Annotated in this window: 24 protein-coding genes; 11 read left to right on the top strand and 13 right to left on the bottom strand. The window is 58.5% G+C overall.

Features of this window, described 5'->3' with window-relative positions; all coding sequences use genetic code 11:
- Positions 1 to 87: 87 nt before the first annotated feature.
- Positions 88 to 1,317 (bottom strand): Nramp family divalent metal transporter, encoded by a 1,230-nt coding sequence (locus tag IE089_RS08695; RefSeq protein ID WP_189477217.1) that lies wholly within the window; start codon positions 1,315 to 1,317, stop codon positions 88 to 90.
- 80 nt (positions 1,318 to 1,397) lie between these two features.
- Here IE089_RS08695 and IE089_RS08690 point away from each other — a divergent pair, with 80 nt between their 5' ends.
- Genes IE089_RS08690 through IE089_RS08675 form a run of 4 tightly spaced genes read left to right on the top strand, consistent with a single transcriptional unit; the run spans position 1,398 to position 3,863 of the window.
- Positions 1,398 to 2,249, top strand: a complete 852-nt coding sequence (locus tag IE089_RS08690) for a glycosyltransferase family 2 protein (protein ID WP_189477215.1) — start codon at positions 1,398 to 1,400, stop codon at positions 2,247 to 2,249.
- Between the two features lie 30 nt (positions 2,250 to 2,279).
- Positions 2,280 to 2,996, top strand: a complete 717-nt coding sequence (locus tag IE089_RS08685; protein ID WP_189477213.1) for a hypothetical protein — start codon at positions 2,280 to 2,282, stop codon at positions 2,994 to 2,996.
- The gene (gene rimI / locus IE089_RS08680) at positions 2,983 to 3,450 is read left to right on the top strand and encodes a ribosomal protein S18-alanine N-acetyltransferase (RefSeq protein WP_189477212.1); all 468 of its coding nucleotides are present in this window, start codon (positions 2,983 to 2,985) and stop codon (positions 3,448 to 3,450) included. Before IE089_RS08685 ends, rimI begins: the two co-directional genes overlap by 14 nt.
- A complete protein-coding gene (locus IE089_RS08675; RefSeq protein ID WP_189477210.1) occupies positions 3,450 to 3,863 on the top strand; it encodes a hypothetical protein in 414 nt (137 codons plus the stop codon). Before rimI ends, IE089_RS08675 begins: the two co-directional genes overlap by 1 nt.
- Before the next feature lie 38 nt (positions 3,864 to 3,901).
- Here the strand turns inward: IE089_RS08675 and IE089_RS08670 are convergent, their stop codons facing one another.
- The 7 genes from IE089_RS08670 to metG all read right to left on the bottom strand — a co-directional run bounded on the left by IE089_RS08670 (position 3,902) and on the right by metG (position 11,724).
- Entirely contained in the window at positions 3,902 to 4,615 is a 714-nt protein-coding gene (locus IE089_RS08670) for an electron transport complex subunit E (RefSeq protein ID WP_189477208.1), read from the bottom strand.
- The gene (rsxG, locus tag IE089_RS08665) at positions 4,615 to 5,253 is read right to left on the bottom strand and encodes an electron transport complex subunit RsxG (RefSeq protein WP_189477205.1); all 639 of its coding nucleotides are present in this window, start codon (positions 5,251 to 5,253) and stop codon (positions 4,615 to 4,617) included. Before rsxG ends, IE089_RS08670 begins: the two co-directional genes overlap by 1 nt.
- Entirely contained in the window at positions 5,253 to 6,278 is a 1,026-nt protein-coding gene (gene rsxD / locus IE089_RS08660; RefSeq protein WP_189477203.1) for an electron transport complex subunit RsxD, read from the bottom strand. Before rsxD ends, rsxG begins: the two co-directional genes overlap by 1 nt.
- Position 6,279: 1 nt before the next feature.
- A complete protein-coding gene (gene rsxC / locus IE089_RS08655) occupies positions 6,280 to 8,298 on the bottom strand; it encodes an electron transport complex subunit RsxC (RefSeq protein WP_189477201.1) in 2,019 nt (672 codons plus the stop codon).
- Positions 8,295 to 8,897 carry an electron transport complex subunit RsxB gene (gene rsxB / locus IE089_RS08650; protein WP_189477199.1) on the bottom strand — a complete coding sequence of 201 codons (603 nt, stop codon included), beginning with the start codon at positions 8,895 to 8,897 and terminating at the stop codon, positions 8,295 to 8,297. Before rsxB ends, rsxC begins: the two co-directional genes overlap by 4 nt.
- A 4-nt stretch (positions 8,898 to 8,901) precedes the next feature.
- A complete protein-coding gene (gene rsxA, locus IE089_RS08645; RefSeq protein WP_189477197.1) occupies positions 8,902 to 9,480 on the bottom strand; it encodes an electron transport complex subunit RsxA in 579 nt (192 codons plus the stop codon).
- 204 nt (positions 9,481 to 9,684) lie between these two features.
- Complete coding sequence (metG, locus tag IE089_RS08640; protein WP_189477195.1) at positions 9,685 to 11,724, bottom strand: methionine--tRNA ligase; 2,040 nt, start codon at positions 11,722 to 11,724, stop codon at positions 9,685 to 9,687.
- Between the two features lie 163 nt (positions 11,725 to 11,887).
- On the opposite strand from metG, the gene apbC reads away from it, so the two are divergent.
- Positions 11,888 to 12,700: an iron-sulfur cluster carrier protein ApbC gene (gene apbC / locus IE089_RS08635; RefSeq protein WP_189477193.1), complete on the top strand. Its 813-nt coding sequence runs from the start codon at positions 11,888 to 11,890 to the stop codon at positions 12,698 to 12,700.
- 27 nt (positions 12,701 to 12,727) lie between these two features.
- A complete protein-coding gene (gene dcd, locus IE089_RS08630; RefSeq protein ID WP_189477191.1) occupies positions 12,728 to 13,291 on the top strand; it encodes a dCTP deaminase in 564 nt (187 codons plus the stop codon).
- Between the two features lie 49 nt (positions 13,292 to 13,340).
- Here the strand turns inward: dcd and IE089_RS08625 are convergent, their stop codons facing one another.
- Genes IE089_RS08625 through purM form a run of 3 tightly spaced genes read right to left on the bottom strand, consistent with a single transcriptional unit; the run spans position 13,341 to position 15,779 of the window.
- A complete protein-coding gene (locus IE089_RS08625; RefSeq protein ID WP_229802655.1) occupies positions 13,341 to 14,132 on the bottom strand; it encodes a DUF3108 domain-containing protein in 792 nt (263 codons plus the stop codon).
- Positions 14,080 to 14,739 (bottom strand): phosphoribosylglycinamide formyltransferase, encoded by a 660-nt coding sequence (gene purN, locus IE089_RS08620; protein WP_189477189.1) that lies wholly within the window; start codon positions 14,737 to 14,739, stop codon positions 14,080 to 14,082. The genes IE089_RS08625 and purN overlap by 53 nt, the downstream gene beginning before the upstream one ends.
- Positions 14,736 to 15,779, bottom strand: a complete 1,044-nt coding sequence (gene purM / locus IE089_RS08615; protein WP_189477186.1) for a phosphoribosylformylglycinamidine cyclo-ligase — start codon at positions 15,777 to 15,779, stop codon at positions 14,736 to 14,738. Before purM ends, purN begins: the two co-directional genes overlap by 4 nt.
- 139 nt (positions 15,780 to 15,918) lie before the next feature.
- Here purM and IE089_RS08610 point away from each other — a divergent pair, with 139 nt between their 5' ends.
- From IE089_RS08610 to IE089_RS08590, 5 genes are all read left to right on the top strand, one after another.
- Entirely contained in the window at positions 15,919 to 16,983 is a 1,065-nt protein-coding gene (locus IE089_RS08610) for a DUF2066 domain-containing protein (protein ID WP_189477184.1), read from the top strand.
- Positions 16,971 to 18,056 carry an AI-2E family transporter gene (locus tag IE089_RS08605; protein WP_229802654.1) on the top strand — a complete coding sequence of 362 codons (1,086 nt, stop codon included), beginning with the start codon at positions 16,971 to 16,973 and terminating at the stop codon, positions 18,054 to 18,056. Before IE089_RS08610 ends, IE089_RS08605 begins: the two co-directional genes overlap by 13 nt.
- The gene (hda, locus tag IE089_RS08600; protein WP_189477183.1) at positions 18,046 to 18,762 is read left to right on the top strand and encodes a DnaA regulatory inactivator Hda; all 717 of its coding nucleotides are present in this window, start codon (positions 18,046 to 18,048) and stop codon (positions 18,760 to 18,762) included. Before IE089_RS08605 ends, hda begins: the two co-directional genes overlap by 11 nt.
- 94 nt (positions 18,763 to 18,856) lie before the next feature.
- The gene (locus tag IE089_RS08595; RefSeq protein WP_189477181.1) at positions 18,857 to 19,900 is read left to right on the top strand and encodes an OmpA family protein; all 1,044 of its coding nucleotides are present in this window, start codon (positions 18,857 to 18,859) and stop codon (positions 19,898 to 19,900) included.
- A 49-nt stretch (positions 19,901 to 19,949) separates the two neighbouring features.
- A complete protein-coding gene (locus IE089_RS08590; RefSeq protein WP_189477179.1) occupies positions 19,950 to 20,699 on the top strand; it encodes a glycosyltransferase family 32 protein in 750 nt (249 codons plus the stop codon).
- On the opposite strand, the gene IE089_RS08585 is transcribed toward IE089_RS08590, so the two are convergent.
- Together IE089_RS08585 and IE089_RS08580 are read right to left on the bottom strand one after the other, a co-directional pair.
- The gene (locus IE089_RS08585; RefSeq protein ID WP_189477177.1) at positions 20,652 to 21,767 is read right to left on the bottom strand and encodes an alpha/beta fold hydrolase; all 1,116 of its coding nucleotides are present in this window, start codon (positions 21,765 to 21,767) and stop codon (positions 20,652 to 20,654) included. The two genes, IE089_RS08590 and IE089_RS08585, sit on opposite strands and share 48 nt — an antisense overlap.
- A gap of 104 nt (positions 21,768 to 21,871) precedes the next feature.
- Positions 21,872 to 25,117: a glycosyl hydrolase gene (locus IE089_RS08580; RefSeq protein WP_189477175.1), complete on the bottom strand. Its 3,246-nt coding sequence runs from the start codon at positions 25,115 to 25,117 to the stop codon at positions 21,872 to 21,874.
- Positions 25,118 to 25,203 lie beyond the last annotated feature (86 nt).

Raw genomic sequence — 25,203 nt, 5'->3', positions numbered from 1 at the left:
TCGGGCTCAAAATGCTGCTCACGCAGTAATTTGGCAGTGTGATATTCCTTTTGGCTATATCGTGAGGAGAAGTGCGGTACCGAGCCGCTAGAGCCAGCCCACGACGGAGGCGATTTTCACCAGCCCCAATAGGAAGGCAACAAGAACAACTATCACACCAAGTGCGTTTGCCAGGGCACCATTGATGTGTTCACCGAGCAAGTCTCGCCGATTCATAACGATCAACAAAAACACCGCAACGAAAGGTAGAAGGAAGCCATTAGCGACCTGGGCAAACAGGATAGCCGTCAGAGGCTTGGTACCAATGGCGGCGAATACCGTGCCAATCACCAGTACCGTCAGCCACACGCCGCGGAAGACCGGGTGGCGCAGGTCGGTGCCTACACCAAGGGCACCACATACCGCGTAGCCTGCTGCCAATGGTGCGGTGATGGCGCTGGTGAGGCCACCGGCAAACAAGCCGGCGGCAAACACATACCGCGCCCATGGGCCCAGCAGCGGTTCGAGTTGGCTGCCCAGTGTTTTACCGGTAAATTCAGCGTCGCCTTGAAAGAAGGCTGTCGCCGCCGTGCTCACAATGGCTAGAGTGATGAGCCCACCCAGTCCGATAGAGAGGCCGGTGTCCCAGCGGGCTTCGCGAAGCGATTGCGTAATGTCTGTGTTTTCTGGCCATTTTTCGCGTACGGCGTTCGCATGCAGAAAAAGATTGTAGGGCACAACGGTAGTGCCGATCAGGGCCAGCACCATCAGCATAGAGCCTTCAGGTAGAGAGGGTATAAACGCACCTTTGAGAATGTCGCCGATAGGCGGCGCGATTACGACGGCCGTGAGCAGGAATACCGCACTCATGGTCAGCACTAGTGCGATCAGCACACGCTCCAGAAGCCTGTAGTGTCCCGATGCAAGCAGTGCGGCAGCACCGATGCCAATACCGATAGCCCATGCACCGATGCTCAACCCGCCCAGCGATGACAGAGCCAGCGCGGCTCCCGCAATATTGCCGGCTTCGTAAGCGGCATTTCCCAGCCCCACGGCTGCGACTACCAATACAACCGCAAGGCCACCCAGCCATCGCGAGGTAAACGTCGTGCGCATGGCCTCTGCCAATCCCGACTGGGTAACCAGCCCCAATCGCGCGGCCATCTCCTGCAACACGATTGTCGCGCCCACTGAGAACATCAGCGCCCATAGCAGTGCGAAACCATAGCTGGCGCCGGCGCTGCTGGCCGTGGCAATGGTGCCGGGGCCTATAAAGGCGGCGGTTACTAGTATTCCGGGGCCAAACTGTGAGAGGCGCTGTCGAAGGGCGGCAAGCATTTACGCATCCTAGTGTATCGGGTCTTTTGCGGGCGCCAGTGTATCAGTGCTTGTGTCGCCCTTGTGGCGCGCCTGCTACCATGCGCGCCATGGTCGCAACTCGCACTGATGCCCCTCTAACGCTTTCCCTGTCGCTGGTGACGTATCACAACAGTCTGCCCCAGGTGGAAACCCTGTTGAGCAGCCTTGCTGTGGCTGCGAGGTATGCCGCAAAGCAGGGCCTGGATGTTGCTCGCCTTACGGTCGTGGATAACAGTTGCTCGCCTGTGTATGCCGAGAAACTACGCCAGCTTCTCACGCACCGAGACTGGCCCATCGAAGCCACGTTGGTGGTCAACACGTGCAACGATGGCTTTGGTGCCGGACACAATCAGGCGCTGCCGGAAGAAGGGAGCGATGTACACCTGGTGTTGAATCCAGACGTGGTCCTCGCGCCAGATGCGTTGTCTCAAGGCCTCGGCTACCTGCAGCAGCAGGAGAACGTGGTGCTGGTCAGTCCACGAGTTACGGCTCCGGACGGGCAACAGGAGTTTTTGTGCAAGCGTTACCCCAGCGTGTGGGTGTTGTTTTTGCGGGCTTTTGCACCCGCCTGGTTGAGAGCGCGTTATCAGCAGGCCTTGTCACACTACGAATACCGCGATGTATGCGCGTCTGATCAGGCCGCATCCATAGAACTGGCCAGTGGTTGTTTTATGCTGGTGCGCTCTGCGGCGCTAGTGGATGCTGGCGGTTTCGACGAGCGCTATTTCCTATATTTTGAAGACTTCGATTTGTCATTACGGCTGGCATCCGCCGGTGAGCTGCATTATCAGCCCAAGGTACAGATTACCCATGCGGGCGGTTATGCGGCGCGAAAAGGACTGCAGCATATTCGCTGGTTTATCGCCGGCGGGATTCGTTTTTTTCGTCAACACGGCTGGCGTTGGATATAGCCCGTTCGCATTTGTTGGTAGACTGTGGCCATGACATTGGCGGCTAATGAAATTCGTCGCAGGACCTACCTGCAGGCACTGGGTATCGATCAGTATGTATCCCGGCGCAACCTTCCCGGTGCTGCGCCGACTCGGCGCCTCATTATTCAGTCCGCACAGCCTAAAACGGCACCCCTTGCGTCAGGCGCTGCGCCGATCGTGCCTGCTACCGAACCCCCGCTGCAGGCGCCTTCGGGCATGTTGCGCGAGGCGTTGAATCAAACGCGCGATGCCAAGCCTGAGTCTAGTTCACCCATGGCGGCCGAGACCGCGCCCCCTGCGGAGCAAACCGTTGAACAATTCAGTGTGGCTGTGCTGCGCTCAGGCGGTTGGCTATGGCTTCAAGACCTTGCCGGCCTGCCTCTGGCGAGAGAGCAGGTGCAACTGGTTGCTGCTATGGGCAAGGCATTGGCGCCGGGAGCCAGTGTAGAGACCCTGCCGCAGTTTGACTGGCCCATGCATCAGAATCAGCAGCTTGATCTGGGTACTGAGGCGGCCGCTATGACCCTGAATACGTTCCTCGCCCGACATCTCACAGATACCTGTCAGGGCCTGGTACTGCTGGGTGAGCAAACCGTATCCCGCCTCGGTGGCCTTGCACCAGAAAGTGCCCGCTGTCTTATCCTTCCCGCCACGAGAGACCTGCTGGCAACGCCCGGACTCAAGCAACAGGCTTGGCGACTCCTCAAGCCCCATGCCCAACACTGACTTCCGTATACAACCCGCGGCGGCTATCGATATAGGCCAGCTACTGGCCTCGCTCAGTGGTGCTGATATCAACGGCTGGGGCGAAGCGGATTTCAATGGTGTGATGGGCAGTGAGCGTGGCGAATTGCTGGTGGCCAGTTCAGACACTGAACTGGTGGGATTTATTGCCAGTTCCAGTGTGGTTGATGAGGTGACCTTACTCAATGTTGCGGTGGCACCCGCGTACAGGCGACGTGGTTTGGCACAGGCACTGATTGGTCGAATGCTGAAAGCAAGACGCTCTCAGGGCGCCAGTCGCTGCCTGCTGGAAGTGCGCGAGTCCAACCATAGTGCGCGCCGTCTTTATACCGCGCTCGGCTTTCTTATTGACGGACGTCGACCAGATTATTACCGCACTGCAACGGGACGCGAGGATGCCGTCCTTATGTCCCTCACACTGGAGAACAACCCCTGATGAACGTGCTGGAAACTGAGTGGTGGACGCTGTTGGTCCCCAATGAGTGGTGGGCAGAAAGCGAGGAAGACACCATCCTAGTGGGTGACAGGGACGATGTGGGCTGCATAGAAATCAGCACGCTTCACAAGGAGCAGGGCGGCTTCGGCTCGGCCGAGTTGAACAGCCTTTCACAGGAGGAGTCGCCAGAAGTGAGCAACTGGTCCAGTGTGCGTGTCGGCGATTTCAGTGGTATTCAGGGTGCGTTTACTGAGGACGATGCCGCCATACGCGAGTGGTATGTTGCCAATGGTGCAATGCTGCTTTACATCACGTACAGCTGCGACAGTGAAAACAGCGGCCTGGATGATGCCGCCGTGGATGAAATTCTCGGCACCCTTGCAGTCAGCGCTCACGGAGCCGGCCCGGACTAAGGTGGGCCAACCGGGCGCTTCGCGTCAGGAGCCAGGGTTCAGGAGATAGTGCCGGTCACACGCACTCGCTTGGCGCCTTTCACTGGCTTCGCTTTGCGAGCATCCTCGCGCTTCTTAATTTGCATATCGATCAGGTTTTTCGCCGCAATAATCAGGCCGGTGAAAATAAAGGCGCCCGGCGGTAACACGGCAAGCAGGAAAGCCTGATAGTCGTCTACCAGTACGATACGCCAGTTGGCGGCTGACGGGCCGAACAGTAAATCCATATTGGCAAACAGTGCGCCAGTACCCACCAGCTCTCTCAGGGCGCCCAGTAACACCAGCACAACGCCAAAGCCAACACCCATAATGAAACCGTCGTACAGCGCAGGTGCCAGCGAATTCTTACTGGCGAACGCATCGGCGCGGCCGAGGATGACGCAGTTGGTAGTGATCAGCGGCAAGAAAATGCCCAGTATCTGATACAACTCATAGGTGTAGGCCTGCATCAGCAGTTCGATGCAGGTCACCGCCGCTGCAATAATCATCACAAATGCGGGCAGCCGCACTGCGTCCGATACGATGTTGCGAATCAGGCTCACTGCGGTATTGGAACAAATCAGCACCATTGTTGTGGCAGCGGCCAGTCCCAGTGCATTGACCACTGTACCGGTCACCGCAAGCAGTGGGCATAGCCCCAGCAGCTGAACAATTGCGGGATTGTTCTTCCACAGCCCGTTCAACGACAGATCTTTGTAGCTGGTATCCGCCATTAGGAATCTCCACTGGTCGCCAGCGGGGCATACAGCCGCGCTTGCTCGTTGTTCGCGTATTCAAGGGCGCGTCGCGTTGCGGCCACCACTGCGCGCGGGGTGATTGTGGCTCCCGTAAACTGGTCGAATACCCCTCGGTCTTTCTTCACAGCCCAGCCATCGGGGGTGGGGTTTGTGAGCGAGCGGCCATCAAAGTCCAGCACCCAGGGTGATTTCTTGATATCCACTTTGTCACCCAGACCTGGGGTCTCTTTATGGCTGAGTATGCGAACGCCTGCGACACTGCCGTCCACGTTAACGCCCACAATCATGTCGATAGTGCCGCTGTAACCATCCGGGGCGGTCACGGGAATAATGGCAGCCACGGCTCGTCCCCCCTGCCTGGCAATGTATGCCTGGCGTGGCTCCGTCAGGCCTAAACCCGGCGCGTCGGCGGCGATGGTCACCGTGTCATCAAGCATACTGTTGTCATGTCGGGTACGCGGCACGATTTCAAGCAGCGCTTTCTCTTCAGCTTTGCGTTGTTCAAGCGCAATTCTGTCGCGTGTTTGCAGGAAGGTGCCTGCAATCAGCAGGGTCGTGAAAACGGCAAACAACCCCAGCAGGATTCCATTACGGGTAATGGACTGGCCCAGCATCAGGAGTCCCCCTTCCGTGCATGGCCATAGGTGCGTGGCTGCGTGTAGTAGTCGATGAAGGGGGCGGTGAAGTTGGCGATTAACACCGCAAAAGCCACCGCGTCGGGATAGTTGCCGCGCACCCGAATGATATAGACCAGTGCGCCGATCATTGCGCCGTAGATCAGCTTACCGCGGGTGGATACTGCGGAGCTCACCGGGTCGGTCACAATGAAGAAGGCGCCGAAGATAGTTGCCCCGCTGAGCAGGTGGAACAAGGGCGAGCCGCCGCTGGCGGAACTGCCATTGTCGTAAAACATGCCGGCCATCGCAGTGATCGCGACCAGCATGGCAACGGGTGCATGCCAGGTAAATATTCGTTGATACAGTAGCCATAGACCGCCAGCGAGGAAGGCGAGACTCGCCCATTCCCAACCGATACCTCCCCAACGACCAAACTGGGGATTTTCCTGCCACAGGTCTTCAAGCAGAAGACTATTGTTCTGTTTGAGCACATCCAGCGGTGTCGCCATCGTCACGGCGTCAAAGCTGGCCGGTGAAAAACAGGCCAGTAACGCTTCGAACAGACCGGGAACTTCGCCCAACCCCCGGGGCGGTGCCCAGGCGGTCATTTGTACGGGAAAGGAAATCAGCAGTACTACGTAACCCACCATCGCCGGGTTAAAGGGGTTGTAGCCCAGGCCGCCGTAAAGATGCTTTGCCAGAAGCACTGAGCTGGCCACGCCAATTGCTATCAGCCACCAGGGTGCGTAAGGCGGCAATGCGATACACAGCAGAGTGGAGGTGACCAGGGCTGAGTAGTCCTTGAGGTAGAAGGCCAGCGGCCTGCCCCGCAGCGCCAGCGCCAGGGCCTCGCAGGCGAGGGCAACGATGCCACCCCACAGGATATTGACCAGGGTGCCGAACCCGAAAAAGTGGGTGAGCACGATAATGCCGGGCACCGTGGCCAGCAGCACATGCTGCATGACCCGGCTTGTACTCATGGGGCCGTGTGCGTGGGGCGAGGTGATTCGCAACAGTGGCATGTCAGGCGCTCTCAGTCTCGGCCAATTGCGCACGGGTCTCGCTAATTTTCTCGCGCAGTTTATCCACACTGGCGCTCAGCGCGTCGATGATCTTGTCTTCTTCACCCGCAGCACGGCCATCGGCCAGTCGCTGCTGGGCCTTGGCCAGCCGTTGTTCCAGTTTGCCGAGCTGATCACGGGCTTTCTCCTGTGGGCTTTTCTGTGCATCCGCCTCTCGTGCCTGCATCGCTTTCTGGATCGCAGCCTGAGCGGCATCAACGGGCGGCTCCTCCGCTGCTGCTGGCGCCTCGCTGTGGTTGGCCTGATGCTCTGCCAGCGCAGCCTTCGCTTTATCCAGTTTGGACTGTGTCTTTTCAACGCCGGTGCGCAGCGCATCTACCAAGTCACTGCCTTCTGCCTCGGCGGCGCTGAGTTTTTGTTGTGCGGTGTCCAGACGCTTTTGCGTTGTCACGACGGCACGTTCCAGCTTTTCCAGCTCGCTCTCGCCGCTACCCTCGTTGGTCTGGGCAGCTTTCTTGGCTTGCGCCCGTGCGATAGCAGCCTGAATGGGATCTTCTTCGCCCTCGCCAGTGGCGGCGGCTTTTGCTCGCTCTTCTGCTGCCTTTTTGCGCGCTGCGCGTTTGGCGTCTTTCTCGGCTTCTTCGCGTTCAAGGCGCGCCTGCCGGGCTTCGAAGCGCTCGCGCGAGTAGTCTGACTTGGCCTGGTCTTTTCGCTGCTGTTGGATGTCGGCCTTGGAAGCACGATAGTACTGAACCAGCGGAATATGACTGGGGCAGACCCAGGAGCAAGCGCCGCATTCGATGCAATCGAACAGATTGTGAGCTTCGAGCTTTTCAGACTCTTTGCCCTGCGCAAACCAGAACAACTGTTGTGGCAGCAGGCTGGCGGGACAGGCTTCGGCACACATGCCGCAGCGAATGCAGGCCTGGGCCGGGGGTGGAGTGGGTAGCTCTGACTCGGTTGGTGCAAGCAGGCAGTTGGTGGTTTTCACAACGGGCGCCAGAGGTGTGGGCACAGAAAATCCCATCATCGGACCTCCCATGATCAGGCGCCGGTTTTTGCGTTCATCGTAGCCGGCCAGATGCAGCAGGTGGGCCATTGGCGTGCCCAGCAACACATCAAAATTGCCCGGCTTCGATACGGCATCGCCGGTCACCGTGGTGACCCGTGATATCAGCGGTCTACCGTCCAAAATGGCGTCTCGCACCGCCACCGCAGTGCCCACGTTCTGGCAGACGATGCCGAGATCGGCAGGCAAACCGCCTGAGGGCACCTGCTTGCCCGTCAGAATTTCTATTAACTGTTTTTCACCGCCAGAGGGATACTTGGTCGGGAAGGTCACTACTTGCAGATCTGTGCCGGCCGCGGCAGCAGTAATAGCTTCTATACCCTCAGGCTTGTTGTCCTCGACGCCGATGAGAATCTCTTGAGGTTGCACGATGTGCGCGATGATCTGGGCGCCTTCAACAATGCGCTGTGCCCGTTCCTGCAGCAGGATGTCGTCAGCGGTGATGTAGGGCTCGCACTCGGTGCCGTTGATAATCAGTGTTTCTATGGGGTTGCGCGGCGCCAGTTTAATCGCAGAGGGAAAGCCTGCACCGCCCATACCGGCGATGCCACACTCGCGTATGCGCTCAAGCAATTGCGCGGGGTCTGCTGTGCGGTAGTCCTCTACGCCCTCCAGTGATCGCCACCGGTCTTCGCCATCGGTGTCGATAACAATGCACAGCGCCTCGCTGCCGGAGGGATGGGCAACGGGGCGTCTTTCAATGGCAGCAATGCTGCCCGAGGTGGGGGCATGTAGGGGAACGCTCACCACGCCAATGGCCTCGGCGATCACGTCACCGCCCAGCACGGCTTGACCGATCTCAACACAGGGTGCCGCCGGTGCCCCGACATGCTGTGAAACTGGAATAATTAGCTCGGCGGGAATGCCCGCATCCCGGATTGGGTGCTCCAAGCTCTGGTGCTTGTTTTCAGGCGGGTGAATGCCGCCATGAAAACCGAAGATCTTCCTCATGCTGCCGCCTCACGGGGTTTGTCTGAGGCGATGATCTCCGTTTGGCGACTCACAGGGTTAGGCAGCGCCCAATGCCAGGCCTGGGGCACGGGTACCATGTCGATGCAGTCTACGGGGCAAGGCTCGACGCAGAGATCGCAGCCCGTGCATTCACTGGCGATAACCGTATGCATTTGCTTGGCGGCGCCCAAAATGGCGTCGACGGGGCAGGCCTGTATGCATTTGGTGCAGCCAATGCATTCTGCCTCCCGGATAATGGCTACTGAGGGGACTTTCTCTTCACCGTGCTCCTCGTCCAGAGGAATGGCTTCAACATCCAGCAAATCTGCCAGTGCCTGGATTGTTGCCTCACCGCCGGGCGGACATTTGTTGATGACGTCTCCCTCAGCAATGGCCTCGGCGTAGGGCCGGCATCCGGGGTAACCGCATTGCCCGCACTGTGTTTGTGGCAGGATCTCGTTGATCTGGTCGGCAATTGGGTTGCCATCGGTGCGATAGTACACCGCCGCAAACCCCAACAGGGCGCCGAACAGTGTACCCAGGCTGACCAGAGCTATCAGGGCCGCGAGTAGGGGTTGATTGGTGATGAACTCCATCATGTGCTCACACCAGCCCTGCAAAGCCCATAAAGGCGAGCGACATCAGGCCCGCGGTCACCATGCCAATGGCGGCCCCTTTAAAGGGCATGGGCACGTCGGCAACGGCCAGTCGTTCACGCATGGCCGCGAACAGCACCAGTACCAGCGAAAAACCCACAGCGGCGCCGAAGCCATAAAACAGCGACTGCATAAAGTTGTGATTCTGGTTGATGTTCAGCAAGGCCACGCCCAGCACTGCACAGTTAGTGGTGATCAAGGGCAGATACACGCCCAATACCCGGTGCAGCAATGGGCTACTCTTGCGCACCACCATTTCCGTGAATTGCACCACGACCGCGATGACCAGAATGAAGGAAATGGTCTTCAGGTATGACAATCCCAGCGGTAGCAGCAGGTAGTTGTAGGTGAGGTAGCTGCACGCAGATGCCAGCGTGAGCACGAAGGTGGTCGCCATGCTCATGCCCATCGCTGTCTCCAGTTTGTTCGAGACGCCCATAAAGGGGCACAGCCCGAGAAACTGTACGAGAACAAAATTGTTAACCAGGATCGCCCCGATCAACAGAATGGAATAATCAGCCAGCATGGTGATTCCGAATTCAGCCTAGGCCTAATACCGATGAGTGGTGGTTTCGGCCTATGGTAGCGCGCTCGGGCACTGCTGCCGGTGTGCCCATCTGGACCGAGCACAACAAACTGACAGTGCCTCATTTAACGAGTTGGATGGTAAGTAAAATATCCCGCCAAAACAATGACTTGATGGGGTATATGCTTATTCCAGAAGGGCTGGCTACTTCACCGGCATGCCGGGCTCGGCGCCGCTGTCTGGAGACAGCAAAAACAGCTCTTCACCACCGGGTCCCGCCGCCAGCATCATGCCTTCGGAAACACCAAAGCGCATTTTCCGCGGCGCCAGGTTCGCCACCACCACGGTTAACCGGCCCTCAAGGTCCTGTGCGCTGTAGGCGGATTTAACGCCGGCAAGAATCTGGCGCTGTTGATCGCCCAGGTCCACGGTTAAGCGCAGCAGCTTATCCGCGCCTTCTACATCCTCGGCCTTCACAATTTTGGCGATGCGCAAATCGACCTTGGCGAAGTCAGCGAACTCGATGGTCTCGCTGGGCTCCGCCTTGTCGGACTTTTTGGCAGGCGCGGCCGCGTTCGCTGGCGCTTCTTCGGCCGGCGCAGCTGCTTTGCTAGCCTCAACCATAGCCTCTACCTGCTTGCCTTCGATGCGCGTCATCAGGGGTTTGAACGTTGCCAGTTCATGATCTAGCAGTGGCGCTTCTAACTGGGTCCAGTCCACGCTGCAGTTCAGGAATGCTTCAGCCTTCTTTGCCATCGCTGGCAGCACCGGCTTCAGATAGGTGATCAGCACACGGAACAGGTTGATGCCCACGCTGCAGACGGCATGCACCTCAGCTTCACGGCCAGCCTCTTTTGCCAGAACCCAGGGCTTGTGCTCATCAATATACTGGTTAGCGCGATCGGCCAGGGCCATGATCTCGCGAATAGCCTTGTTGTACTCGCGGCCTTCGTACAGTGACGCTATGTTCTCGCCGGCGTCGATGAAAGCCTGAACCATCTCGGGCTCGCTGCAGTCTGCGGCCAGGCGATTGTCAAAGCCTTTACGCAGGAAGCCTGCGCAGCGGCTGGCGATGTTGACGACTTTTCCGACGACGTCGGCATTGACCCGCTGAACAAAATCCTCAAGGTTGAGATCGATGTCATCAACAGAATTGCCCAACTTGGCGGCGAAGTAATAGCGCAGGTACTCCGCATCCAGATGTTCAAGGTAGGTGGCCGCGTTAATGAACGTGCCGCGGCTCTTGGACATCTTGGTGCCGTTAACGGTGAGGAAGCCGTGGGCGTACACCGCGGTGGGTGTGCGCAATCCGGCAGAGTGGAGCATGGCCGGCCAGAACAGGCCATGGAAGTTGATGATGTCCTTGCCGATAAAGTGGTAGAGCTCGGTATCGCCGCCGGGCAGCCAGTAAGGGTCGAAGGGGTGATCTTCCCGCTTGCAGTAATTTTCGAAGCTGGCGATGTACCCGATGGGCGCGTCCAGCCACACATAGAAGTATTTGTCGGGTTGGCCGGGAATCTCGAAGCCGAAATAGGGTGCATCGCGACTGATATCCCAGGATTGCAGACCGGCATCCGTCCACTCACGCAGTTTATTGGCTACCTGTGGCTGCAGGCTGCCCGAGTCGATCCACTCGCGAAGCATATCCTCGAAATCTTCGAGTCGAAAGAAGAAGTGCTCCGAGGCCTTGTCGATGGGGGTGGCACCGGAAATCGCAGACACAGGATCGATCAGATCGGCCGGTGTATAGGTGGCGCCACAGTTTTCACAATTGTCGCCGTATTGATCCGGCGTCTTGCAGCGAGGACAGGTGCCTTTAATGAAGCGGTCGGCCAGGAAGAGTGACTTTACGGGATCAAAGGCTTGCGTGATCTCTTTGCGCTGAATGTGTCCGTTGCTGTGAAGACGATTATAGATCTCCTCAGACCAGCGTCGATTCTCATCCGAATGAGTGCTGTGAAAATTGGCAAAATCAATAAGGAAGTCCGCGCTGTCTTTCATGTGCAGTTGGCGGATGGCATCGATGTGCTGCTCTGGCGTGATACCCAGCTTCTCGGCAGCCAACATAATGGCCGTGCCATGGGCGTCGTCAGCGCAAACGTACAGACATTGGTTGCCTCGCGAGTTCTGGAAACGTACCCAGATGTCCGTCTGCACCTGCTCCAGCATATGCCCCAGGTGCAATGGACCATTGGCGTAGGGCAGGGCGCTGGTGACGAGGATGTTGCGTGCAGTAGCAGACATGAGGCGGCTCCAAGGCCGGGAAAAAAGGGGCGCCACTATAGCCGTTTTGTGCCGCTATTTCATCTGCCAGGCCTTGCCGCCATTGTTCTGAAGCCGCGGTATTTCTATACTGTCCGCCCGCCGCGGTCAGGCCGCGAGCACCCGTCCTGCAATCGGAATCGATATGAACCAGATCAAGCACATAATCGCCATCGCTTCTGGCAAAGGCGGTGTGGGCAAATCCACCACGGCGGTCAATCTGGCGCTGGCCCTGCAGGCCCAGGGGGCGGCTGTCGGCTTATTGGATGCAGACATTTACGGGCCCAGCCAGCAAAAGATGCTGGGCATCGCCGACGGCACCAAGCCCGAGCAGCAGGGTGGGCAGTACTTGTTGCCCATCAAGGCCCACGGCCTCAAAACCATGTCCATGGGCTATCTGACCAATGAGCGCACGCCCATGGTGTGGCGAGGCCCCATGGCCGGAGGTGCGCTGGTCCAGATGCTGGAGCAGACACTGTGGGGCGAATTGGACTATCTCATTATCGACATGCCGCCGGGTACCGGTGATATCCAGCTAACCCTGTCACAGAAGGCAACGCTGGCGGGCGCAGTCATCGTCACCACGCCTCAGGATATCGCCCTGCTGGATGCCCAAAAGGGTGTCGAGATGTTCCGCAAAGTTGATGTGCCCATCCTGGGTGTAATTGAGAATATGGCCGTGCACGTATGCAGTAGCTGCGGTCATACCGAGCATATCTTTGGCGAACTTGGAGGCGAACGCATTGCCCGTGAATATGGCGTGCCTTTGCTGGCAAGCCTGCCACTGGCGCTGTCTATCCGGGAGCAGACTGATGCGGGTAACCCGACAGTTGCTGCGGCACCCGATTCGCCCGAGGCCGCCTGCTATCAGCAGGCGGCTGCCGCGATTGCCACGACTCTCGGCGACACAGACACAAGCGCGCAAGACTTTCCTTCCATCACGATCAGCAACGACTGATTTTTATCGGCATTCGGAGACAAAACCTTGAGTATCAAATCGGACAAGTGGATTCGCCGCATGGCAGATCAGGGCATGATTGAGCCCTATGAAGCAGGTCAGGTGCGGGCCGAGGGTGATCGCCGGCTGATCTCGTATGGCACCTCAAGCTATGGCTACGATGTGCGATGCTCTAACGAGTTCAAGGTGTTCACTAATATCAATTCGGCCACGGTGGATCCTAAAGCGTTTGATGAGGACAGCTTTGTGAATGTCACCAGCGACGTTTGCGTGATCCCACCTAACTCATTCGCGCTGGCCCGTACGGTGGAGTATTTCCGCATTCCCCGAAATGTACTGACGATCTGCCTCGGCAAGTCTACCTATGCCCGTTGCGGCATTATCGTGAACGTCACGCCGTTGGAGCCTGAGTGGGAAGGGCATGTAACCCTGGAGTTTTCCAATACCACGACCTTGCCCGCGAAGATTTATGCCAATGAGGGCGTTGCGCAAATGTTATTCTTCGAGTCCGACGAAGTCTGCGATGTTAGCTACAAGGATCGAGGAGGGAAGTACCAGGGCCAGACGGGTGTTACGCTGCCCAAGGCTTGATTGAGCACCGCGCGCTGTCGCCGCACGCGGCTGTGCGCGCCGCTAGCGACTAGCGGTCAGCGCGCAGTGCTTGTCCGTCGATGGCACCGTTCTGCAGCGTCACCTCTACAGGTTTGCCGTCTTCGATGTGCACTGTTTTGACCATCATGTAGTCCCAGCCCGGTGCCAGCCACGTGTCTGACTTGCGGTCTGGGTCGTCGTGCAGGCGCTTGAAATGCAGCGTGTCGACCTTGCCTAGCGGGGTATCCAGTACCTCTTCGCCCACATAAACCAACTCATAGTCCTTAACCCGGCGTCCATCTGCGATCCGGAACTGCAGATCCTCTCGGGGCGTGGGGTCATTGACCAGGAACAATCGCAGTTGCTCCTGCTGGCTCATGCGGTCCAGCGTGCCCTCGCTAAAGGGCAGGTCGTACCACTTCTTTTTATACAGGCTGCGAATGGTGTCTTCACCGGGGGTGAAGTGAACTTCGCGTCTGCGGTTGACCAAGCCCGTGCCCTGATAGACGTAGGACTGGGGAATGATGCGTTGGCCATCCAAGTCGAAAACCGCCACTTCATGGAATCCTGCCACCAATATCTTGCCGCCGTTGGTCAGCGTGTAGGTGCCTTGGGCGTCGCGGTTAAGTTCCCGCGTTAGCGTCAGGCTCATGCCTCGGGCGGTAGTGGTGTATTGCGCACTGTAGGGCTTCAGGGCCAGTTCCTGAGGTTGCGCTATGGCTGAGTTCGTTGTGCACACAATCGCCAGCAGTGAAAGCAGGGTGGCCGCTGCTAAAAGGCGAAAACGGTTAGGCCAGCTCCGGTCGGTAGTCGATGCCTGTGGCGGGTATTGCATTGCCATCCAGTGTTGCTCCGTTGTCAGTTAGCGCCAGCCGGCCTTGCAACAACCATTGCGCCGCTAACGGGTAGATCAGATGCTCTTTTTCCAGGACTCGTGCCGCAAGGCGCTCAGCGGTGTCGCCAGTCTGTATGGGCACCCTTGCCTGCAGCACAGGCGGTCCGCCATCGAGCTCCGGGGTCACAAAGTGCACTGTCACGCCGGCTTCGCTGTCGTCTGCATCCAGCGCACGTTGATGCGTGTTCAATCCTGGATACTTGGGCAGTAAAGAAGGGTGAATGTTCAATAAACTGCCAGTGAAAGGTAACAGAAAAACGGGTGTCAGGATGCGCATGAATCCCGCCAGTATTACCGCGTCCGGTTGGTAATCTGACACAGTTTCCAGCAGCGCTGTATCAAATGGCTCTCGAGCATCGTATGACGTGTGATCCACGCAGGCGGTGGCAATGCCAGCATTGCGGGCGCGCTCCAGGCCCGCGGCATCGGGCCGATTGCTAACAACGACGGCGATGTCAGCATCCAGCGTGCCGTCTGCCTGCGCGTCTATGAAAGCCTGAAGATTAGAGCCACGGCCCGAGATCAGAATGGCCAGGCGTTTGCGGTCGCTCACAGGCCCAGATCAACCAGACCATTGCCCGCGGCGATAATGCCCAGTTGCCAGGCCTGAACACCTGCCCCGGCCAGTATCTGTTGTGCCCTGGTTGCCTCTGCGGCCGCTACGCAGACCACCATACCAACGCCACAATTGAAGGTGCGATACATCTCCTGCGTATCGACATTGCCGTTTTCCTGTAGCCAGTTAAAAACAGCCGGCCACTCCCAGCTAGCGGTATCTACCACCGCGTTGCAGTTGTCCGGCAGTACCCGCGGCAGATTCTCTGGCAGACCGCCGCCGGTGATGTGTGAGAGCGCCTTTACCTCACAGTGCTTGAACAACTCCAACAGCGGCTTTACGTAGATCGTCGTTGGGGTAAGCAATGCCTTGCCCAGAGGTGAGCCGTCCAGATCATCATCCAGTGAGGCACCGGAAACCTCGAGAATCTTGCGGATCAGTGAATACCCATTGGAATGGGGGCCGCTGCTGGGCAGACCGAGAAGCACATCGCCTTCGGTTACCTTGCTGCCATCGATAATGCTGTCCTTCTCGACAACGCCTACACAGAATCCTGCCAGGTCATAATCATCGCCTTCATACATCCCCGGCATTTCCGCGGTCTCGCCGCCCACCAGCGCACAGCCAGACAGTTCGCAGCCAGCACCAATGCCGGTGACTACGGCGGCCGCGGTTTCCACGTTCAAGGCGCCAGTGGCGTAGTAATCCAGGAAGAACAGGGGCTCGGCACCGGCCACGACCAGGTCATTGACGCACATGGCAACGAGGTCGATACCGATGGTGTCGTGAATGCCTAGCTGCATCGCCAGGCGCAGTTTGGTGCCTACGCCGTCTGTGCCCGACACCAGAACGGGCTGACGATAGCCCTGCGGAATTTCGCACAGTGCGCCAAAACCACCCAGGCCCCCCATGACCTCGGGGCGGCGCGTGCGAGCGCTGACACCCTTGATACGATCTACCAGCGCGTTGCCCGCGTCGATATCAACGCCCGCGTCCTTATAAGAGAGCGAGGGTGTGTCAGATTGGCTGTTACTCATAGCGGGGCCTGTTCCGGGGGCTGCAAAGAGCGCGTATTTTAGCCACATTGAGGCGCCAGTTCACGCGAGAATCGCGAAAGCTCTTTCTGCTCTGGCTGGCGCTGATACAATGCAGCCAAACCAAGGCGGAGGCCTATCCGTGACAGCGCGTTTATACCGCACACTCTGCACTTTTCTTTTGCCAGCCTTGCTCGGGTGCTTTGCTGGGCCAGCGGTCCATGCTGAAACAGTCAGTGACCTCTATACCGCGACGGTGCCTGTGGCCCAACGCTCGGATGCCGCGCTGGCTGAAGCGGCGACCGAGGCCATGTCGCAGGTGATGATCAAGTTGTCGGGCAGCGACGCCGTGTTGAGCTATCCCGGTGTGCAAGCCGCATTGCCAGGTGCCCGGGCGTTGGTGCAGCAATATGCCTATGAGGGCGGGCAGGGCGCCGAACCGTTGCAGGCACGTATTGCCTTCGATGCGGCGGCCATGTCACGGGTTATCACCGACGCCGGCGCGCCGCTATGGACAGCGAATCGTCCCGCTACCCTGGCATGGATTGTGTTAGAAGATGCCGGTGGTCGGCGATTCCTTACTCCGGATACCGATCCTGAACTCGCCGCGGCGTTATTAGCGGCCTTTAATCAACGTGGTGTGCCACTCAAGTTTCCACTGTTTGACCTGACGGATGCCACAGCGGTGAGCACCGAGGAGGTTTGGCGCTTCGACAGCGTTGTGCTGCAGTCGGCATCAGCGCGCTATGGTGCGGGTGATGTACTCGCCGGCCGCTTTGCGGTGTTGTCATCGGGAGAGTGGTTAGGTGACTGGACCTACATAGCCGACCGGCGGCAGCGCAATCGCACGGTGAATGTGAGTCCGGATCAGGGCCTGTTCGTCGCAGCGGCAGACCTCGTGGCTGCGGATATGGCGTCCCGTTACGCCGTTACCGTCTCCAGTAACGCCGCCAGCGGTGGCATAGCCATGCAGGTCGACGGCATTACCAGTTACAGCGACTACGCCGGCGTTGTTTCCTGGCTTGAAGGTCTGGAGCTGATTCGTCACGCCAATGTGGAGTCCGTGAGCGGCGATCGCATCATCTTGCGTCTGGACGCCAGCGCGCCCGCCCAGCAGTTGGCAATAATCATTGAACTGAATGACAGTCTGGTGCCCGCGCCGGTTGCTAATGCCGATGGAGGGCTTTACTACCTGTGGCAGAGATAACCCCCCCTGAACCGCCTCTGGTGATTAACCGGTGGCCGCTGATGCTGGGTGTCATTGTGGCGCTCGGGGTACTGTTTTACGTATTGCAGCCGATCTTGCTGCCCTTCGTATTGGGCGCTGTGATTGCGTATCTGGGTGATCCCCTGGTCGATGCACTGGAGCGTCGTAAAGTGTCGCGCACCGTTGGCGTTGTGCTGGTGTTCCTGTTGTTCAGTAGCATTGTTTTCCTGTTGTTATTGCTGGCGATTCCCATGCTATTGCAGCAGTTAGACGCCATGGTGAGCAAAATCCCGGCCATCTATCGCTGGATTACCACCGAAGCGCTGCCCTGGATTCAGGCACGTTTTAGCGTTGAGGAAGCGGGGCTGCCTCGAGTGGACTGGAGTGCCCAGTTAGCCGATAACTGGCAATCGCTGGGTAGACTCACTGCTAACACGTTTAAGCAAATCACCGGCTCTGGCGCGTCACTGCTGCTGGGTATTGCCAATATGGCCTTGGTGCCCGTCGTCGCCTTTTATCTCATGCGTGATTGGGACGCGATCATGTCGCGCATGCTCATGATCTTCCCCCGAGCGTGGCAGGACCGCGTCAATCATATGGTGGGCGAGGCTGATGAAGTGGTAGGCGCCTTCATTCGCGGTCAGCTGATTGTGATGTGCGCATTGGGCGTCATTTACAGCGCAGGGCTATGGATGGTGGGTGTGCAACTGGCCCTGTTGCTCGGTGTCATAGCGGGCCTCGCCAGCATCGTGCCTTATTTGGGCTTCGCCGTGGGCATTGTCGCTTCCCTAATTGCCGCCTGGGCGCAATCCGGCGACTGGTTGATGCTGTTGTCCGTCGCGGTGGTGTTCGGCGTGGGGCAGTTGATCGAAAGCATGGTGCTGACCCCGATATTGGTCGGTGATCGGATCGGTCTACACCCGGTTGCTGTTATTTTTGCCCTGATGGCCGGCGGTCAGTTAGCGGGCTTTGTCGGTGTGTTGGTAGCACTGCCAGTGGCCGCCGTGATCATGGTGTTTGCTCGCCACGCTGTCGCCTACTACCGCGCTAGTGAGCTCTACGGTGCTGACTGACCGGCAGACCCGGGGCGTGGGTGAGCAGTTGCCGCTTAAGGTGAATCTGCGTGACGAGGCGACCTTTGATACGTTTCTGGCCCGCCCCGGGCAAGAGGCGGCGGTTGCGGCGCTGATTGCACTGGCGGCAGGCGAATGCGAGCAGAGCGTCTTTTTGCAGGGTGGCGGTGATAGCGGACGCAGCCATTTGTTGCAGGCAACCTGCCACGCCTGCGAGGGTATTAGTCTTTACCTGCCACTGGGCCAACTGCGTGACTTCCCGGCCGATCAGGTGTTGGCTGATGTTGAGGGAGTGGCGCTGATTGCCGTGGACGATATACATCTCGTTGCCGGTTTAAGTGGATGGGAACGCGCTTTATTTAATGCGTTTAATGCCGCGCATGCTCGCGGCACGCGCATGCTGTTCAGTGCCAATACTGCACCCAATGCGCTCTCGCTGGAGCTCGCCGACCTGCAGTCTCGCTTGGAGTGGGGCCCTGTCTTCAGGCTGCACGCCTTGACTGAGGCTGATAAGGGCAGTGTGTTCGCGTTCAGGGCTCGTCAGCGAGGCCTAAGACTCACTCCGGAGGCTGTTGAGTACGTGATGCGGCGCGCCCCACGTGACATGACGTCTTTGCTTGCCCTGCTCGACACACTGGATAAGGCGTCCCTGGCGCAGCAGCGCTCTCTATCGGTACCCTTTATTCGTGATGCGCTGGGTTGGTGATCTCGCCATAACCTGAAAAGAGCGCTATAACTAGGTAATTGGTGGACGGCCACCGATACAAGAACAACAAACACCAAGTGCTCTGGAGATACCCATGCAAAAAGCCCGTCAACTACTCGCTGCGACCGCGCTGGCGCTCGGCACTGCAGCTGGCCCTGCCCTAGCCGATGTGCCTTTAACCCTGAATTTGGGTTGGGGTGATTGGAACATCGACGACGACCGTGGTTTGCGCGATACCGATACGCCCTGGTTGGGGGTGGAGTACAGCCTCAGTGAGCGTTGGGCGGCAGAATTTATCTATGCGGAAGACGATACCAGCTACCGTGACGGGCCTGACGCCGACATCATCACCTGGCAACTCGGTGCACTGTATTACCTGGATGATTTTCGAAGCCCAGACCGCAGTGTAACGCCGTATCTGGCACTCAGCGCCGGTGAGATCGATATCGATGCAGATACCTTTGACACCGTTGAAACAACCATCGCTGCTGGTGGCGGATTACGTTGGATGTGGACTGATCGCCTGGGCGTCCGCGCAGAGGCTCGCATGCTCCATAGTCTGGATGAAAACCACAATGATTGGCTATTCAGCCTTGGCCTCAACTATTACTTGGGCGACCTGGCCGATGCCAGTCGCGGTGCAGGCGCCACCACAGGCGCCGCAATGACGGCTGCTGAACTGGATTCCGATGGCGATGGTGTTATGGATGACAAGGACCAATGCCCGGGTACGCCCGCGGGTACCCGTGTTGATGCCATGGGGTGCCCCCTGCCGGTGTCTAAGGTGGCGTCCATCAAGCTGAAGGTGAACTTCCCCTTCGACTCGGCCGTGGTCGAAGAACAGTATTTCTCGGATCTGCAGGAGCTGGCCACCTTCCTGAAGCGTTTTGACGATCTGGACGTGGATGTAGAAGGGCATACCGATAGCAGTGGACCTGATGACTATAACCAGCTGTTATCACAGCGACGTGCTCAGGCCGTGGTAGATCTTCTGGTTAATCAGTACGGCATCGATGGTGGCCGGCTTGAGGCCAAGGGTTATGGGGAATCCCGCCCTGTTGCGGATAATGCCACCCGCGAAGGCCGTGCCGAGAATCGCCGGGTGATGGCCACTCTGGAAGTAGAGTACGAAGAGTAACCTCATCAGCCATTGCCGTGTCCTGGCCCGTCTGGGTTAGGATACGGCAATGTCTATCCCCCATCGCATTCTTCGGTTCTGGCACCAGCCAGACACACTTCCACAGCCAATACAGGATGTTCTGACCCGTTCCGAAGCGGCGTGCGCCCAGTTTGAGCACAGACTCTGGAGTGACGAGGATGCCTGCGGCGTGCTCGCTCGGCATTATGGTCCCGCCTATCTGAAGCTGTACCAACGCCTACGCATCCCCGCTGCCCGGTCAGATCTAGCGCGCATGCTAATGCTGTATCACGAGGGTGGGCTCTACATGGATGCGTCTTTCGAGCTGAAGGCTTCACCTGCGCCCTTGTTAGGCGACGACCTCGATTGCGTATTTATTCGTCGAGACGATAACCATGCCGCAAAGCGAGTCCCCGACCATGCACCGCTGGCGAACAGCGTGATGGCGGCTTGCCCGAATAATCCCATAATCCGTCGATGTATCGATCGCATTTTCAGCAACCTGATTGACGGCGATTTCAATCAACGGCTGGTCCATGCGATGGGTTCAGGCGTTTTGACCAGCGTGGTCGATGCCGAAGCCGACAGGCGTCGTATCGGTGTTATGGGTATTGAGCAATTTAGCGCCGAGTACGCCGCCAATACCCGTGTTCCCGGTACAACCAACACCTGGCTGGAAATGCAGCCAGAAGGGGTGGTCGAACAGTCCTACCACCGCAGGCATAGCGCGACGCGGGAGTGGCGGCTATCCCTATTCGGTCACCTCATCCACTTGCGTTTCAGCCGCTTCAAGCCCTGAGGTCAGTGCTGGCTCCACCTGCGGAGTTACCGTTTGAATGGACTGCAGCTGCGCGACAATTCGCAGCAATGCGCCCGCGATTTCGGCAGGCACTTCCTCTTGCAGGAAATGCCCGGCCTGGGTCTTGGTCACGGGTGCTTGCGGGAATTTTTCCTCCATCAGCGGCAAGCCCTGAGCGAGGATGGGATCTTGCATTCCCCAGATAATTTCAGCGGGTACGTCGAGGCTGTTGGTATATTCTTCCACCGCGCGCATCGCTGGCGTAGAAGGGTGGTCTGGTCCGTCGGGCACCATGCGCATCAATGCCAGCGGCGCCTTCATATTCCCGCTGTCTTTTAGGGGTTTGCGGTACAAAGTCAGCACATCGTCGGGTAGGGAGGCAGGGTCGCCCTGCACGCTGGGCAGCGTATCGAAAATTGATCCGAAAACCCCCGTCACCAGCTCACCGACAACGGGTGTTTTCACGACAGCGTGCGCCCTCGAAAGATCCCTGGCCTCGGTGGGTGCGTTAAAGCTGGTATTGAGTGCAACCACGCCCTTGAGCAGGCCGGGTGAGCGGGCCAATGCGCCCATGCCAACCGGACCGCCCCAGTCCTGACCGACATACACCAGTTCCGGCAGCGCCAGTTGATTGAGTGCCGCGTTTATCCAGCGAACATGATTGTCCAATGTATGGTGGCTGCTGGGTATCTTGCTGGAGAAGCCCAGTCCCACCAGTGTCGGCATAATGACGCGCACGCGATCCAGCGGAAGCTGCTCGACGACGCGGCGGTAGAGGAAACCCGAGGTGGGATTGCCGTGCTGCACGTAGAGCGGAAAACCTTCCCCCACATCCAACACATGCACCTTGATGCCAGGCTCGACCTCGATGAGATAACTCTTGTAGTCGGCAGTAATATGTTTGGCGGCATAGTCGGGTAAGGGAAGGGCTTCAAAAACGCTGCCCTCCACGTTCACAGTGCCCTGACCGGTGGGTGTAACCAGTTCGCCATCGCGCGTGAGCGCAACAGCAAACAGGGCAAACGCCACGATGAGTACCAGCAGACCCAGCGGAAGTATTTTTTTCACGATCACCTACCCTCTGATTGCGCTAATTATGTTTGCCCTTGATGCTCGCGCAGCCTTGTGACGGCGCGGACAACCATTTGCGCTGAGATGTTTGCGCGCTCTGGCTAGGCCCCGGGCACACGGCCTGGCGTCCAGGGTGCGCCCTGTGCATCCAATGATGTTTCCAGCGCTGAGAGCTCGTCAGCGATACTCGCCAGCGCAGCGCGCACAGGCTCGTATTCTGATTTAGCCACCGCCAGGCTGTCTTGCAGCATGCCCCCAACATTCGACTGCATGGACGCCACTGAGTAATAAACATTACTGGCGCGGCTGGCAATGGACATGGGTGCTGATTCGTTGCGACGCGTGATGGTGCTGTCACCGGATAGGGAGACCTTCACATCCTGCAGGCGCTGGTAGAGCGCATTCAGCTGCGCACGCTCAGCATCCCCTGTGGCCGGCGTCTCAACCAGGGCCTGCCTTAAGTAACGCATGCGGTTCTCTATTTCACGGGTTGCGGCAACGGCACCGGCCACAGAGCGCTGCAAGCCAGCCGCTTCAATCATGAAGTCCTGCAACTGGCGACGGTCTTCGGTGATCTCAGGGCTGTTCTTGAGCGCTTTGACAACAAACGCTTGCGGCTCACCCACTTCCTGCAGTTCACCGTCGCGCAGCACGGCCAGTGTGGCGGTGTACTCACCGGGTACAACCAGCGGTCCTGGCGCAGGCGTTGCCCATATGGGCCGCTCAACGGATTCCAGCTCAATGGGTCCGGGCGCCGGCAACCGCAGGTCCCAAGCGGTGCGATGCAGGCCCTTGCCGCTGTTCGCAGCCACCTGCCGCACCAGTTTGCCGCTGGCATCGCGCACCATCAGGTACACCGCCGGTGCTATCTCACGGTCTTCTGCGCGCAGTTCATCCCAGCTGGGGTAGGGCGTGTCGCCACCGTCCTTCTCGGTTTCGCGCTCTGCACTGCGACGGGCTTTTGCTCGGGACTGCACAGCATCGGCCAGGTAATAGGTGAATACTGTGCCGTACTCGGGATTGTCAGCCGAGAAGAATTCCTCACCCAGGCTGCCTTTGCGCTCGCCGCCCCACAGATCGCCCTCAACATATAGCCAAGTACCGCGCACCGGGAACAGGTGTTGTTCTGCCATATCCGCTTTGGTGGTTCGCAATGCCGAGTAGTCATCGAGGATGTAGATTCCGCGACCAAAGGTGCCCACTACCAGGTCGTTTTCGCGCTGCTGTATCTCAAGATCACGCACTGCGATGGTGGGGAAGTTGCCCTTCAACTGATGCCAGTTAGCGCCGCCGTCCTGTGTGAAAAACAAACCAAACTCAGTGCCAACGAACAGCAGGTTGGGGTTTACGTGGTCTTCGGCAATGGTATGCGCTGATCCCCATTCCGGCAGGTTGCCGGCGATGGATTTCCAGCTTTTACCCTTGTCAGTGGTCCGCATAACGTAGGGCTTGTAGTCCCCGCGCTTGTGGTTGTCGAAGACTGCATAGGCGGTATCCGCATCATGAGCGGAGGCGATGACATCCTCCACCAGCGACATTTCAGGTACCCCCGGGAAACGTTCCTGACGACGCCAACTGTCGCCGCCGTTTTCCGTGACGCTAATCACGCCGTCGTCCGTACCGATATAGATCAGGCCTTCCTGCAGAGGACTCTCTGAGAGGCCGATGGCTGATCCAAAGCGCGACGTGGAGTCGTTCTTGGCAATGGCATCCACACTCCACACGCGGCCCATGACTTCCAGGCTGTTTCTGTCGACGCCGCGGGTCAGGTCACCGCTGACCTTGCGCCAATTGTCGCCGCGATCGTCGGAGCGGAACAGGTACTCCGCGGCATAGTAAATGCGCTCGGGGTTGTGGGGGCTAATGAGAATTGGGGTATTCCAGTTCCACTTGTAGGCCGGCTCACCACTCTCGGGGTGCGGTGTGATGCTGACTCGCTCCTGGGTGCGGCGGTCGTAACGGAACAGGTTGCCGTACTGGTACTGGGTGTAAATGATATTGGCGTCTCGGGGGTCGAACTGCGGCTTGTAGCCGTCGCCTCCAAGGATCAATTTCCAGTCACTGTTGGTGATGCCATGCAGGGTGCTGGTGCGTGATGGAGCGCACAGCGAGTTGTTGTCCTGGGTGCCGCCGCACACGTTGTAAAACGGCTCGGCGTTATCGGGCTGGATTCGATAGAACTGGGTGATCGACAGATTGCGCACATGGCGCCAGGTGGTGCCGCGGTCCCAGCTTTCGTAAATACCGCCATCGCCGCCGATGTAAAGGTGCTCGGTGTTCTTCGGGTCGATCCATAGTGCGTGGTCATCCACATGCCGCCAGCGGTTACCCAACTGTTGGAAGCTGGCGCCGCCGTCCTCTGATTTGTGGGTGAAGGTGTCCATGGAATACACCCGGTCCGGATTCAGCGGATCCACAATCAACTCGTTGTAGTACTGGGGACTGCTGGCCATGTAGGAAGATCGCTTGGTCCAGCTGTTGCCGAAATCGGTAGAGCGGTAGACGCCCTGCTCATTCGGCATGCCCTCGATGATTGCATAGAGGGTGTCGGGGCTGGAGGGGGCCATGGCTAGTCCGATACGGCCCATGTCATCGCTGGGCAAGCCTGCCGAGATCTCGGTCCAGCTCTCACCGCCGTTGGTGGTCTTATGAATGCCACTGCCAGGTCCGCCGTTGATAAGCACCCAGACGTGACGCCTACGCTGATAGGTGCTGGCAACGATGTTATTAACGTTGCGCGGGTCAACCGCGAATTCATTGACGCCGGTATGCTGGTCGATTTCGAGTATCAGTTCCCAGTTCTCACCGCCATCAAGCGTCCGGTACAAACCGCGGTCGCCGCCCTCACTCCAGAGCGGGCCCTGTGAAGCAACGAGCACATGGTTGGCATCTTCGGGGTGAATCCAGATCTGGGAGATGTGCCCGGAGTTTTTGAGTCCCATGTTCTGCCAGGACTTGCCGCCATCAATAGACTTATACACACCGTCGCCGTAACCAACGCTGCGCTGGGAGTTATTCTCGCCCGTACCTACCCAGACGATCTTGGGGTCCGAGGGCGCCAATTCCACCACACCGATTGCGTAGCTTCCTTCATTGTCAAAGATGGGCTCCCAAGTGATGGTGTCGTTCGTTGTTTTAAAGAGGTTTCCAGAGGCTACCGCCGCATAAAAAATCTCGGGGCGGTCCGGGTGAAAGGCGAAGTCGGAGATCCGCCCTGAGGTGATAGCCGGCCCAATGTGGCGCAGCGGTACTCCCGCGAGGGGGTGTGCATCGTTAGCCAGTGTTACGGGTGCAAGCGGAAGTGCGAGGCTGGCAAGCAGCGTGGCCAGCAGTGTGGTCTGCTTCATGGAAATCCTTGGCGTTATTCTCAGCGGAAATGCAGACGCAGATTAGCCCCAAAGTCTCGGGCTGACCAGTGCGGGGGAGGGGCGCG

Origin of the sequence: Parahalioglobus pacificus, assembly GCF_014652275.1 — a bacterium.
GTDB lineage: Bacteria > Pseudomonadota > Gammaproteobacteria > Pseudomonadales > Halieaceae > Parahalioglobus > Parahalioglobus pacificus.
Note: the sequence above shows the minus strand (reverse complement) of the source record. Positions and strands in the feature narration are given on the sequence as shown.

What these genes read in the sequence shown, in the direction of transcription:
- rsxD (WP_189477203.1), bottom strand. Translation starts at nt 6,278, where the DNA reads ATGCCACTGTTGCGAATCACCTCGCCCCACGCACACGGCCCCATGAGT.
- IE089_RS08590 (WP_189477179.1), top strand. Translation starts at nt 19,950, where the DNA reads ATGTCTATCCCCCATCGCATTCTTCGGTTCTGGCACCAGCCAGACACA.
- IE089_RS08670 (WP_189477208.1), bottom strand. Translation starts at nt 4,615, where the DNA reads ATGGCGGATACCAGCTACAAAGATCTGTCGTTGAACGGGCTGTGGAAG.
- IE089_RS08690 (WP_189477215.1), top strand. Translation starts at nt 1,398, where the DNA reads ATGCGCGCCATGGTCGCAACTCGCACTGATGCCCCTCTAACGCTTTCC.
- IE089_RS08695 (WP_189477217.1), bottom strand. Translation starts at nt 1,317, where the DNA reads ATGCTTGCCGCCCTTCGACAGCGCCTCTCACAGTTTGGCCCCGGAATA.
- rsxB (WP_189477199.1), bottom strand. Translation starts at nt 8,897, where the DNA reads ATGATGGAGTTCATCACCAATCAACCCCTACTCGCGGCCCTGATAGCT.
- metG (WP_189477195.1), bottom strand. Translation starts at nt 11,724, where the DNA reads ATGTCTGCTACTGCACGCAACATCCTCGTCACCAGCGCCCTGCCCTAC.
- IE089_RS08580 (WP_189477175.1), bottom strand. Translation starts at nt 25,117, where the DNA reads ATGAAGCAGACCACACTGCTGGCCACGCTGCTTGCCAGCCTCGCACTT.
- apbC (WP_189477193.1), top strand. Translation starts at nt 11,888, where the DNA reads ATGAACCAGATCAAGCACATAATCGCCATCGCTTCTGGCAAAGGCGGT.
- purM (WP_189477186.1), bottom strand. Translation starts at nt 15,779, where the DNA reads ATGAGTAACAGCCAATCTGACACACCCTCGCTCTCTTATAAGGACGCG.
- rsxA (WP_189477197.1), bottom strand. Translation starts at nt 9,480, where the DNA reads ATGCTGGCTGATTATTCCATTCTGTTGATCGGGGCGATCCTGGTTAAC.
- IE089_RS08625 (WP_229802655.1), bottom strand. Translation starts at nt 14,132, where the DNA reads ATGGCAATGCAATACCCGCCACAGGCATCGACTACCGACCGGAGCTGG.
- rsxG (WP_189477205.1), bottom strand. Translation starts at nt 5,253, where the DNA reads ATGCTGGGCCAGTCCATTACCCGTAATGGAATCCTGCTGGGGTTGTTT.
- IE089_RS08595 (WP_189477181.1), top strand. Translation starts at nt 18,857, where the DNA reads ATGCAAAAAGCCCGTCAACTACTCGCTGCGACCGCGCTGGCGCTCGGC.
- IE089_RS08685 (WP_189477213.1), top strand. Translation starts at nt 2,280, where the DNA reads ATGACATTGGCGGCTAATGAAATTCGTCGCAGGACCTACCTGCAGGCA.
- rsxC (WP_189477201.1), bottom strand. Translation starts at nt 8,298, where the DNA reads ATGAGGAAGATCTTCGGTTTTCATGGCGGCATTCACCCGCCTGAAAAC.
- rimI (WP_189477212.1), top strand. Translation starts at nt 2,983, where the DNA reads ATGCCCAACACTGACTTCCGTATACAACCCGCGGCGGCTATCGATATA.
- IE089_RS08675 (WP_189477210.1), top strand. Translation starts at nt 3,450, where the DNA reads ATGAACGTGCTGGAAACTGAGTGGTGGACGCTGTTGGTCCCCAATGAG.